Source organism: Arthrobacter sp. B1I2 (assembly GCF_030816485.1).
Lineage (GTDB): Bacteria > Actinomycetota > Actinomycetes > Actinomycetales > Micrococcaceae > Arthrobacter.
This window is the reverse complement of the sequence record NZ_JAUSYC010000001.1, coordinates 2063650-2076276: the sequence shown is the minus strand read 5'-3', so window position 1 is coordinate 2076276 and position 12627 is coordinate 2063650. Positions and strand designations below refer to the sequence as shown.

Genomic DNA, 12627 nt, shown 5'->3' with positions numbered 1-12627 from the left:
GCTGTCAAGATCTCGATTCTGGCCAGGCAGAAGTCCTCGGGCAACTAACTTGTCTTGCTGAGCAGTCCCGGTGAAGAACCCAGTCAGCGCGGCTACCGGTACCCGTCCACGATCGCGGCTGCGATCTCCTTGTACGCCCGCCGCGTCTCGGGCTTGAGTACGTCAAGGGTCACGAGGTCGCCGTCGGCCACGCCGCGGTCGTGCGGGACTGCGATGAGTTCGCGGCAGATCCCCGACAGGTGCTCCTCGATCGCGTCCTTGTCCACACGGGAGGACACCTCATCCTTGTCCGTGATCACAACGATCGCGTTGCGGGCCAGGTCTTCGTAGCCGTGGCTGGCCAGCCAGTGCAGGGTGCTGCGGGCCCGCTTGGCGCCGGAGACCGCGTAGCCGGCGGCGATCACCAGGTTGTCCGCCGACTGCAGGATCCCGCTCATGGCGTTGTGCGTCACGCCGGTGCCGCAGTCGGTCAGCGCCACGGAGTAGTAGCTGGAGATGAGCTTGCGGATCCGCAGGTATTCCTCAGCCGTCAGCGAGTCCGAGACCTCCGGGTCCTGTTCCCCCGCGATCAGGTGCAGGCGGCCGGCGTGGTGCATGTACCGGGCCAGCGCGGTCAGCGAATTGATGGACTCGATGTTTTCGAGCAGGTCCGTGATGGTCCGCGGGCTGGCCTGCTGGTAGATGCCCTCGCCCAGCGCGCGCTCTACCAGGTCGCCGGAGTCCGGGTTGGCGTCGATGGCGCAGGGCGCGTCGCCACGGTATTCGGCCAGCGTCAGGCCCACGCCCACCGTGGTGGAGGTCTTGCCGATCCCGCCCTTGAGGCTGAGGACGGCGGTGTTGTAGCTGCCCTGGAGCTGGCGCGAAATCCGGCGGGCCAGCTCATCCTCCTGGCGCTGCTTGGGACCCGGCCCCAGGTTCCACGCGCCGCCGGTCAGGTTGTACAGGGCGCCGCGGAAACCACCGACCGGCCGCGGCCTCTGTTCCTTGACGAACAGGCCCGGCGAGCTGATGAAGTCCGGCATGGGGCTCTCGGCGATCTCGTCGGCCACGGTGGGCCGGCTCCGGCGGAAAGCGGGGGTTTCGGCGGGAGCGTCCGACGCCGGCGCGGCAGCTTCAGGAGCCACCGCACCCCGCGCGGAACGCGTCGCGGCGGCGGGCACCGAGGCGATAGGTTCGGGGGCCGGATCGGCAGCCGGCAGCCGGGCCGGCTGCGCAGGTGCGGGTGCAGGCTGCACAGGAGCCGCCGGGGCAGGTGAAGGTGCCCTGGACGGCTTAGTGGCGTCGGCCGCCGCTGCCGCCTCCGCCCAGGAGGAGCGGCGCGTCACGGGCTTGCCGGCGTCGTTTGAACTAGAAGGGGAAGGGGTTACGGCTGGCATGGTTCCTGTCCAGGCATCCTGCACTGAGCCGTCGGCACGACGAAGGTCGCGGCGTCGGCGCAGCTGCGGCTGCCCTGCATCCTCTGCTTGGGCGCCTGCATTCTGATCCGCCGGATCTGGCATGTCTGTCCCCCCGGACGTTTCGGCAAACGGGTCTGCGGCACTGGTTCAATCAGTAAGTCTAGGGGGTCAGGCGGGAGCTCCTGCCCAGCATCCGGTGATCCGTGATGCAGGTCAGTGATGGATGAGCGCGGCCGAAACCACGGCAGCGGTAAGTACCAGAAGGATGGCAAGGATGGTGTAGCCCACCCACTTGGGGCGGCCTTTGTGGGGGTTGATATCGACGTACGGCATGGTCAGCGTTGGTTACCTCGGGGTGCGGGCCGGGCGGGGATCAGGAGTGCGCGACGCTTCAGCCGCAGCATCTGGTAAAGAACACTGAAAGGTACCAGCAGCGTGCCCAATAGAGCGCACAGTGCCAGGGCATATTCCGAAACAGCCACAACAGCCTCCATTGGTCAGTAGTGTTCCTAATTTCCACAACCCAATCATGAGACAAGCTAATTGACAAGTTTCGTCAAACCTCAAGGTTTACGCAAGAGGCCAGTTTCTTCCCGTACCCGCCAAGGTTCAAAGCTCTTGTGAAAGCGCATTCCGCCTGCTTGAATCGATTGATCTTCGGGACATCCGACACTTGATGGAGGCTGCGGGGGGAATCCAGCACGGGAAGGTGGGTGTTAACGCGTACCACCGGCCGTCGTCGTTGTATTCCTCGTCCAGACCCGTGGGGCGTCTTCTCCCATTTGCGCGGGCTGGTGACCATCTGCCAGGCCGCGCGCCAGGCGCCCTCGGCGTGGTGCACCAAGTAGACCGGATTCAGCAAGGCGAAGATCGCGATCCGCCACCGGTGCCGGCGCCGTTGTCGCGCTGGAGGGAGAACGCCAGCGTTGCCGCGTTGATGGTGTTCTGCTGGGCGGTAGCGCCGGCGTCGAACGCTATGGGCAGGGTGGTGCCCAGCCGTGCGGGACGCGCGCGAAGCCGGGCTTGAAGGAGTGGCCGCGAAGCTTTTCGGAACGTACGGTGACGACTTAGGGTTATTAGGTACCCGAGGAAGGGCAAAGAAACCGCTCACGGCAAAACGCCGAGCCCCAAATGTCTCCATCGCAAACCTTGGGTAAATGAAGCAAATGGTACCTGTGCGAAAAATGTGACGAGCACAACCAACGCAAATCCGATCAGACTTAGCGTATTACTTTAATAAGTCGAGTCGTTAGCGTCTCCGGCTTAATATTCAGAAGGATTGCCCTACACCTTCATCATCCAGCGCGGAATTACTTCTTTGAAAGACCGCATCAATGACTAGGAATTTGGCGTTCGAGGCCCAAAGTAGCGTGGCAGCGTCGACGAATCCTCGTCACCAAAGATGATCTGATCGAAGTCGTTTGGGTTGCGATCTTTGCGACTCCTCCCGCCGGAGGCCTCCCGCAGGGCGGGAGTCACGGCCGGCGTATCCGCACTTGTCGTGGAGTAGTACGAATACGTGTAGGCATGGGGTTCTTTTGCAGGCAAGCGGTTCATTACCACACCCAGGAGATCCGCTTCAACCATCTCCAGCGAGGACAAGGACTTTTGCAGGTCCGTGCTCTTCACAAGCTGACTTCCAACAACAAGCACGACGCCGCCCACTCGCTGTGCCAGAACAGCAGCATCTGTTACCGGGAGAAGTGGCGGCGCATCGATAACGACGGCGTCATATCGCTCCTCTAACGCTTGTATCAGACCTAACATTGCGGCAGATCCCAATAGTTCGCTCGGATTGGGCGGAATTTGCCCGGATGCAAGAACGTGGAGGTCGTCTGTTCCCCAGAGTTGCAGAAGATCCTCAAGATTGCCTTGGCCAACCAAGTAAGTCGTTAATCCGACGCTTCGATCCAGCCCAAGATATTCACCCACCATGGGCCGCCGCAGGTCGGCGTCCACCAAGGCAACCCTTTGGCCGGCCTGAGCAAGTGAAATTGCCATGTTCACGGCCGTTGTACTTTTTCCTTCGCCGGGCAGCGACGACGTAATCAACACAGACTTGGAACTATGGCCTACCTGAGCAAACTGAAGGTTGGTTCGAATCTGCCGGAAGGACTCCGCCCTAGGACTCTGAGGCTGCACCTGAGTAAGAAGCGGCTTCTTGCCAGCATCCGCTTCATATGCAATACCACCGAGCACACTTGCGTTCGTGATCCTCCGTAAATCGACTTCGCCCAAGACTCTGGTGTCGACTGCAGAACGCACCAGCGCAGAACCAACGCCGACCGCAGCCCCGATAAGAAGACCCGCCAGTAGATAGAGACTCGTATTTGGTGACGCTGGCGCTGAGGGAGCCGACGCAGGCGTTACGACTGACAACCTCACTGGGGAGGTTCCGTCCTTCGACGGGCTTTCCAGTCGGTTCACTGCCGAAATAAGACTGTTGGCAACCGCCTCAGCAATAGCTGCGGACCTCACCGGCGATGAGTCCGTCGCTGAAATATTCAGCAATACGGTTGACCCCTCGACATTGGCACTAATTTTGCTTGCCAAAGCCGAGGGGGACATATCCAAGCCTAGGGAGTCAATTACTGGTTGGAGAACCATCGGGGTCTTCGAGGTCTCGACATAGGAAGCGACTCGGGCTTGGCTGAAGGTGTTACCTTGTTGAAGCTCAGCCACGCTGCCAGAGTTCTGGGTAGCCACGAAGAGCTGAGTTCGAGCAGTATACGTAGGAGTTGTTACCATCGCGGCAACCCCGGCCAACAGCAGACCCACCAAGGTTGACGCCGCAATGAGCAGCCAGTTGCGGCGCAGAAGCTTAAAGTAGTCGGTAATCTCCAAAGTTTGAACCTCTCCGATTCATGCGGGGCAAAGTCAACAACGCTTCGGAGGCAGCCTTCGCGTTCAGCGCAACCATAGTCCCCCGGGACAAGGATATCTGCCCCAGGGAGGGCGTGCCGCCATCGGGATCGTTAAGCAGGCGGGACCCGAGAACGGAAGCGAGCGCGCAGAGGGCTAAACGCGTCCGCGTAGGAAGGAATCCCGTAAGTGACGTCAACTTCACAACCCGATTTTGGCGCTGAACTGCACTGAAGGAATAATCACTGTCGAAGTCACGTCTTAGGTATGCTCTCTGTGCTTATAGTCATTTGCACCTGCAGAGGCGAGCCTTGGCCGAACGTGCCAACCTCAAGTTGGACGTCGCTGGGGCTAGCCCGAGCATAAGGCGGCCGAGACCGTTAGTTCACCTAGAGGCACGTGCCACTAGTAACCACCTAAAAGGGAGTAGTGCTGCGCGATCGACTGATTCAAATCTCAAGCTTTCTGGTCGCCAATGCTGAAGTTCGCCAGTCCCCTACTTACCATGCCCCCAATTACATCAAGGTCCGGCAACAGGGTGCAGCCTGCAGCTGCACTCGGACAGTCAGTAAGGGGCACTCGTGGGATGCAGTAGTGCGGTTTATCAAAACAATCGCCGCCCAAAGCACAACGTCGGGCAGCATGGCGCTGAGCGCACTATACGTGTCTCTCGCCGTCACCTGGTCAGCTTGGTCACGCCGTCAGCCGCCTCAGTCTTTTCTGCAAACGAGCGGCTGCAGCGAATCTACCTACAGTTAGTCGCGGCTACCCCACACAAGATGCGGAAGTGGGTGGGCCAATCGCAAGCAAGTCCGCGAAAATATGGACGCGCGCCCAAGCCGTTAGACTACAGCGCCCTACTCACCCTCCTTGCTGAGTCAGGTTTCACCATGGCGGCACCTACAACGCCTACCATGACTCTTGCCACTCGGTCGGATTTCCGTCAGAAAATGCGGGAATTTATAGGGTACTCATTTTTCTCTTGTACCCATTGCCAACATCAGGAGATTTCACCTGGTCGCTCAAAGTCACGTGATCAGCGCCGCTGCATGTACGGCCAGGGATCCCCGAACGTCTTTCTCGGCACCGGTCTAGAACGGCGGAACTTTCACATCAGCCCAAAAATTAGAACTTGTCAGGTTTATCATTTATGTAAGGAAGGTCAAAATAATGGGCGGTTTATTAGTCCACGAGTGGATTGCGCGCTCGGGCGGATCCGAAAATGTACTTCAGGCAATGTCTAATACATTCCCGACCTCGGATATTTATTGTCTGTGGAACGACGCGCATCAAAGATTCGCTAATCGCGTTGTAAAAGAATCTTTGCTAGCTAAGACGCCACTGAGGAAGAATAAAGCCGCGGCTCTTCCCTTCATGCCCATGGTCTGGGGCACTGTCGCGCTCGATTCGTACGAGTGGACCCTAGTTAGTTCTCATCTTTTCGCACACCATGTGGGGACGAGAAGAAGTCGTGCAAATTCGAAAATTTTTGCGTATATTCATACCCCGGCCAGGTACATCTGGGTGCCCGAGTTAGATAAACGGGGGCAATCGAGAGTCAGCCGTCGCATCTCACCAGTCTTCCAGAGCTTGGATCGAAAGCGGGCATCTGAAGGTACAACCTTCGCAGCGAACAGCAATTTCATCAAGCAGCGAATTCGCGGCACTTGGGAGCAAGATGCCACGGTAATTTATCCCCCTGTTGCGATCGCCAACTTGCAGTCCCAAGAGTCATGGGCGGATCTAGTCACCTTGGGCGAGTCAGAGGTGCTCTCAAGCCTTCCGCCGGAATATATTCTCGGAGCATCGCGATTCGTTGCATACAAGCAGTTAGAGAACGTTGTCGCTGCCGGGGAGGCCGCGAATCTCCCTGTGGTTTTGGCTGGTGCGGGACCAGAAGAAGCGTATCTTCGCAATGTTGCGCAGGATGCATCCGTTCCCGTATTTTTCGTAAAGTCACCCTCCGACACTCTTCTCTTTGCACTCATCCAGAAGGCGCAAGTCTTCGTTTTTCCTCCGGTCGAAGACTTTGGTATTTTGCCAGTCGAAGCGATGGCTCTGGGGACGCCGGTCGTGGTTAACGCAGTGGGAGGTGCCGTTGAGAGTGTCTCTGCACTAAACGGTGGCTCTGCAGTGTCAACTTTCAGTGGCAGCGAGATCGCAGAAGCCCTCAGTTCAACTATCGGTAAAGACATGACCGAAGCAACTTCAAAAGCTGCGATGTTCTCCGAAGAATCATTCAGCGCAAACCTTCGCGAATGGATGAGTGCATGATCCGGATCTGCCCCTCAGAAGTAAGGCTGGCTGCGCCCCCTCTCCAATATTTCAAGACCAGATTGGGAAATTTGTGACTACTCAGCCGATAAAGGCCCCGCTTTCTGAAAGTAGACAGGACTTAGTGCTGGGAATCTCCATTGTCAACTATTTTTGCCATATCAGTGTCGCTAGTTTATTGAAGTCCCTTCAAGTTTTTGCGGGTGACATACGGATTTTCATCACAATCGTTGATAATAGCCAAGACGACTCCGATAGTGAATTTGAGCGCCTGGTCTTACTCGCAAATGAAGCATCAACCGGCACCCTTGATGTTGAGGTTCTTGCCGCCGAAAGCAACCTTGGGTATGCCGCCGGCAACAACTTAGCGATGAACCGGTTGTTCGAACGAGGAGCAAACTTACTTTGGGTCCTCAACCCGGACATCACAGTCAACGGCACTGCACTTGAACTCATACAGGAGGTGGCCCGAAGCAAATCATCGCTCTGGTCAACGGTTACTGTCGAAGACACTCGAGAATCCCATGGTCTCGGCAAGCTCAACACGCTCACGGGGCGCGCAAAACGAAGTTTCAATAGAACCACGTTCGTAAATAACTTCAGCCTCTGCTACCCGGGAGGACACTCAATACTGTCACTCGCCGGGACATGGAGCTTACTCAAGGGCTTTGATGAGGACTATTTCTTGTTCATGGAAGAAGCTGACCTGACAATGAGGTCAATAACCTTGGGCATCGACGTGGGCACGCTAAAAAGTGTCACAGTGCACCACGACCAAGGCCTCACGACGGGCAGCACGAACAACATGAGAACTAAATCCACAACAGCCTTCCTGGAATCCACGAAGAGCAGAATTGTATTTTTCAGAAAATTTTATCCCGCACGGGTGCCGCTGCTTATGGCAAGCCGAATCGCGTATATGTCGATGGTGCTCGCCAGGGGGAACCTTCGTGGCGCTAAGGCGGTGTGGATTGGTATACTTCATGGACTATCGAAGCCCATAACAAGAAAAGTTTAACATTTTGACGATTGGGCTCTTCGTATTTGGGGATACGCTTGTTGATACTTTGCACTTTATGGTCAATGTTCTGCCGTCTTGAATGTTCATGCCGCTGTTCCGGCGACACGGCACAACACGATCCGCGTTTTGTATTTGCGTGAGTCGCTGAGTTCCCGGGCTGTCCTTTTGATTTGTTTGATCGCAGTGTTGTTGGTTCTTTCACTTTAGCGGCTCTTCTCAGATGGGCGTTGTCAGAAAATCCTTCTACGGCCACCCCTGGGGATAGTTGAAGGTTTGATTGACACTTTGCCTGTGAGGATTTGGTCCTTGCCGGTGGAAGGAAGGTCACGATAACCAAAGCATTTCCCTAAGATTTCCGCCGCGACGTCGAGTCGGAGCCCTGCACTGCTGGATGAAGATCGCCGAAGAACAAGACGGCGAGAAGTCCGGCGCCATGTCCGATGACGCGCGAAGCTACGGGAGACAACAAACGGATCCGGCTCTTGGAACAGGAAGCCGAAGTCATGCGCCGTGCCTTCCTCGCCTGTATATCCCGGGACATCAACCCAAAAGAATGATGTCCCCGCTGGTCCGCGGGCTGGCTGACAGGGACGCCCGATCAGGGTTCTCGTGGCAGAGTCCTGCCCGGTACTGAAATTCTCCAGACAGGTCTACTACCACTGGGCCGCCGACCTGTCCCGGCCCACGACTGGGAAAAAGCAAACCTGATCAACGCCGCCGTCGACCACAACCGTGACTATCGCACCGCCGGCGCCGCTCAGGCTCAAGGCCAGGGCCCCCTTCACTATGACATCATCGAACGGGACTTCGGCGCCACGGCACCGAACCGGAAATGGCGGACGGACATCATCGAGCACCACACCAAGGAGGGCAAGCTGTCCCCGTGCCCGATCAGGGACCTGCATTCGAACCGGATCGGCGGGTACTCGATGGACGGGCGGATAAAGACATCCCTGGCCGTCGCCGCAATGGACCCCGCCGTGGCCCCTCTGGAAACCAGCGGGCACGGTGGTCCATAGCAATTGTGCGTCCCAGTTCAGATCCAGAAAGTTCGTCCTGGTCGTGAACACTACGGCCTGAGCGGATCGATGGGCCGGGCAGCGGCGTACGGTGACAACGCAGCGATGAAATCTGCTCTTCTCCTTGCTGCAAAAGAACGTCCTGAACCGCAAACGATCGGAAACCCGCACCGAACTCAGGCTCGCCATAACAAACCTGAATCGAGCGCAGCTACCACCAAAACGCCGCCAACGCGCCCTCGGACGGCTGACGCCCATCGAGGTTGAGACAATAAAAAACGTGGTCTCAGCCGAGTAAGAGTTTATCGACCCCAGCGGTCGACCAAGCTTCAGCAGTCCCCTGGATAAGAACTGGAAGCCGCGGCAAACCGCAAACCTTCAATTCTTGAGACCCAGCAGCCCCCGCCGCCGGTCCCCTAACTCGATCTGATCCCAGGTACGGATTCTACAAAGTCCAGCACCCGATCAGGTGAGCCAACGAGCAGCCGTCGTATGGCACTTCCTTCGCAATCCGCCGCCAGTCTCGCGAGCGAGTTACGGTCCTTGTCCAGGTCGACTAGCGCCTTTGCAAGGCTTGCTGGTTCGGGGGCAACGAGAACGCCCCCTCCGTAACCCAGTATCTCTGAGGTGCCGCCGCGGTCGTAGCCGACGACTGGAGTCCCAGAAAGGACTGATTCTGCAGTCACCATACCGAACGCTTCATTTCGAGAGCAAACAATCGATACGTCGGCCCGTTCAAAGGCACGTTTCGGATTTGACGTCGGAGGATGGATAGTCACCAGCTCGTGGAGACCTAAGCGCAAGATAGCTCTGTGTAGTCTCTCCACCTCTCGCTTGGAACCATGACCATAAATGTCAAGATGAATTGTTACGCCCATATCCCGAACCTTCGCTAGAGCGCGAACGGCGTCAGTTTGGCCTTTCTCAAAACTTAACGTGCCGAGCATGACCGCTCGCAGTGGACTCGCTACCAGGGGATGAGGCCGACAAGGCGAACGCACGAAGTGTTCGTTCGAAAGCTCCGGGTAGATCATGCGACTCAAATGCGAAAACTGTCGTGAAATATAATCCGAGTTCGTAATGACTTTTGTGGCCCATCGAAATAAAAGCCACCGGACCAAACGGCGAGGTAAAGCACATCGCAAGGTGGGATTTGTCATAAGGCTCTCACGGACGATTAGTAAGCTCCGGATTCCCGCCGCTTTGGCAGCCAATAACGGCGCGGGAATTACCGCAGTATTGACCACAACCAAATCGAAATGCTCATTTTTCAACAAGCGCCGAAAAGTGAAAAGGCCAGCAAGGGCTTGAACAAGCCTAATGAACGCAACAGGTCCGAGAAATCTTCGTCCCATCCATGGACGAACGGGAGTAATCACCACCCTGAAACTGCTCTTGTACTGTCCCAGAAGGCCCACCAAGGGTCCGTTCCTCGGAACTGAAACAACGCCCGTATGTCCCCTTGCGGTCGCAGTTTGCACCAAAGTAACCAAGCAAAGTTCCGCGCCCGCCAATTCTGCGCTGTGCGACGCAAACAGAAGGCGCACCTATGAAGTCCTGTTTCCGGAACGCAATGTCACAGGTCCCGTCACGCCCCTTAGGCCATGGAACAGTCCCAGGACTATGGGGACGGCCAGTCTTGGAGAGTTGAACCCGTGGCGGACTGCATCCCGAAATATCCCCGGTCCTCGAGCAAACCCGAAGATACCAAAATGCTTCCGTAGGAATAAGAGCTCGTTCCGATAGTTGTAGTAGACGGCTTGGGCGGAATGTAATGGAAGCGAGCCGCCCCGTTCGTGCACTAGCGGATATTCCGAAACGAAAACGATGCGGTTGCCGGCCTTGCGCATACGGAAAGCAAAATCGTATTCTTCTTTATAATGAAAAAATTGCTCGTCCATATAATTTATGCGTGCTGCCTCCGACAAGTCTACAAGGATAGCGGCGCCGGTTACGATATCAACTTCTACTAATTCGTTGGTTTCAGTAGACCATTCATAGGAAATGGGTTTATCGCCCCTGAGAGTTGCCGCTGATACATAGGGAACCATAACTCCGGCCCCATCGGGAGAAACCTGTGCGGTTCCGACCACCGAAGCTTCCTTGGAAGCATTAATCATAGATCTAATCAGTTCGAGCGTGGGCTTTGTATCGGGATTCAATAAAAGCGCCGAAGAATAGCCATTCTCCTTGGCCCAACGCATGCCAGAATTCATTCCTCCCGCATAACCAAGGTTAGTACTATTTTTGAGTAGGTGAACAGCCGGGAAAGTGAGCTTGATAGATTCTGCCTCCTCACTATCGGAGGATGCGTTATCTACGATCAAAATATCCCATTCGCGGGAATCAATATGCCCTAAGCACTGGATGACATCTCCTGCGCTGTTCCAATTAAGGATTATGATGCATGTCGAGACTTGACTGTCCAATTCATTCCTATCGGCGAAGTATTTCTGGCGGTTGGGATCAGGTACAAGTCGACAGCGATATTGCATCAAATCACGGGTTGGACGCCTTGCGTCAGTGCGATCCTACATCGTCACTTGACCCCTGGTGTGACGCTACCCCGCTACACTTATAGCAGTTGATCAATCCTGCACAGAAGTAGGTTGCGGGACCACTGAGGCCGTTGCTGGGTGACCACGGCAGTCGGGCCAGGAGGTGGCGTTTGATCGCCTGGGGCAATCGGCCTGTCCGAGTCCATTACTGCCTCGCTCCTTTGAACTGCTGAAGAATGATCACAGGAACTGGTTGTGCGGCGTCGTAGATAGGGAGTTATGGATGAGGTTTCCTGGCCTAGCCCGCTTGGCGGGTTTTGTTGTTTTGCCAATGGCCAGCATGGCGAGTCCTTTGCTCGCGCTGCCTGCCGTCACTTCCCAGTTTGGAGCTACCGCATGGGTGGCAATCGCTGTTGGCCAATCGGTGGGCGGGGCTTCTGCAATTATTGTCGAGCTTGCTTGGAGCTTGACAGGCCCTCAACGGGCTGCGCGAATGCGTGGCGGAGCGCGCCGTAGGCTTCTGGCCTTATCAATTTCATCCAAGCTATTACTATTTCTTCCTATGGCCACGGTCTCCGCCCTTGTTAGCGCGGGATTATCACCGCAACACGCATTTACCTCAGCGCTAGTCGCGATCGGGACCACTGCAGTGGGACTTAGCTCGGTCTGGTATTACATCGGCATCCTGTCTGTTACCCGGATATTCTTAACAGATGCCATGCCGCGCCTGGTGGGCGTTGTAACGGCATCGCTCCTAGTTTTACTCGGAGCGCCACTCTGGGTTTATCCTACGCTTGGTATTATCGTCCCGAGCTGTATTTCTCCTTTTTCGACTCTTCTTGCCGAGGGGGTTAGACTTCGGGATTTGCGGGGTCTTACGTGGAGTCGAATCTTCTTGGTGCTCAGATTTCAAAGTTTGGGGATGGCTGGGCGTGCCTTAAGCGGTCTTTACATTGCACTGCCTGTCGCTCTTGTGACTTGGGTCGCCCCCGGTTCCGTTGCAATCTTCGCTGCTGCCGAGAGGCTGCAGAGAATTTGTCTTCAATTGCTCGATGCGGTACCTAATGTGATGCAGAACTGGCTAGGACGTGCTGTTGAGCCGAATGAGAGAAACTCGAGAATACGGCGTGCAATTGCCTGGAATGCCTTGCTCGGTGTAGTTGCGGCGACCGCATTCACCCTCTCTGCTCCCTTTATCTCTAAATACGTCTTCGCTGGCGCGGCCAACATACCAATCCAACTCGCGGCTCTGTCAGGGGCTCTTATTTTTGTTGTTTCGATTTCCAAAGCTACGGGCAACTTAGCACTTGTTGCGCTGCAAAGAGTGAAAGTGATTACGATCAGCGCTCTGTCTGGAGCACTTGTTGGAATCCCCTTGATCCTCCTCGGTTCGGCGACTTACGGGGCGATGGGTGGACTAATAGCGGAGATAGTAGCCGAAGTGGTTGTACTGACAATCCAATACACATTCGTGGCGTCTGCCATCAAAACGAATAGTTTGGAAGCGGATCTGGCGTCAGCAACCGAGCTGAATGCGCGCGCTTGATTGCGGTGTT

Annotated in this window: 7 protein-coding genes; 3 read left to right on the top strand and 4 right to left on the bottom strand. The window is 56.2% G+C overall.

Annotated elements, in window-relative coordinates:
• Nucleotides 1–92: 92 nt before the first annotated feature.
• Entirely contained in the window at nucleotides 93–1376 is a 1284-nt protein-coding gene (locus QFZ57_RS09645; RefSeq protein ID WP_306899826.1) for a MinD/ParA family ATP-binding protein, read from the bottom strand.
• A 1359-nt stretch (nucleotides 1377–2735) separates the two neighbouring features.
• Nucleotides 2736–4241, bottom strand: coding sequence for a polysaccharide biosynthesis tyrosine autokinase (locus QFZ57_RS09640; protein ID WP_306899824.1), 1506 nt, complete (start codon nucleotides 4239–4241; stop codon nucleotides 2736–2738).
• Between the two features lie 1188 nt (nucleotides 4242–5429).
• Here QFZ57_RS09640 and QFZ57_RS09635 point away from each other — a divergent pair.
• Both QFZ57_RS09635 and QFZ57_RS09630 read left to right on the top strand, forming a co-directional pair.
• Entirely contained in the window at nucleotides 5430–6533 is a 1104-nt protein-coding gene (locus tag QFZ57_RS09635; protein ID WP_306899823.1) for a glycosyltransferase, read from the top strand.
• Nucleotides 6526–7551 (top strand): glycosyltransferase family 2 protein, encoded by a 1026-nt coding sequence (locus QFZ57_RS09630; protein WP_306899821.1) that lies wholly within the window; start codon nucleotides 6526–6528, stop codon nucleotides 7549–7551. The genes QFZ57_RS09635 and QFZ57_RS09630 overlap by 8 nt, the downstream gene beginning before the upstream one ends.
• Before the next feature lie 1438 nt (nucleotides 7552–8989).
• Here the strand turns inward: QFZ57_RS09630 and QFZ57_RS21610 are convergent.
• Nucleotides 8990–10120 carry a glycosyltransferase gene (locus QFZ57_RS21610; RefSeq protein WP_373461228.1) on the bottom strand — a complete coding sequence of 377 codons (1131 nt, stop codon included), beginning with the start codon at nucleotides 10118–10120 and terminating at the stop codon, nucleotides 8990–8992.
• Entirely contained in the window at nucleotides 10121–11002 is an 882-nt protein-coding gene (locus QFZ57_RS09625) for a glycosyltransferase family 2 protein (RefSeq protein ID WP_306899818.1), read from the bottom strand. It abuts the gene before it with no gap.
• A gap of 991 nt (nucleotides 11003–11993) precedes the next feature.
• Between QFZ57_RS09625 and QFZ57_RS09620 the strand changes: the two genes are divergently transcribed.
• Nucleotides 11994–12617 carry a hypothetical protein gene (locus QFZ57_RS09620; protein ID WP_306899815.1) on the top strand — a complete coding sequence of 208 codons (624 nt, stop codon included), beginning with the start codon at nucleotides 11994–11996 and terminating at the stop codon, nucleotides 12615–12617.
• Nucleotides 12618–12627 lie beyond the last annotated feature (10 nt).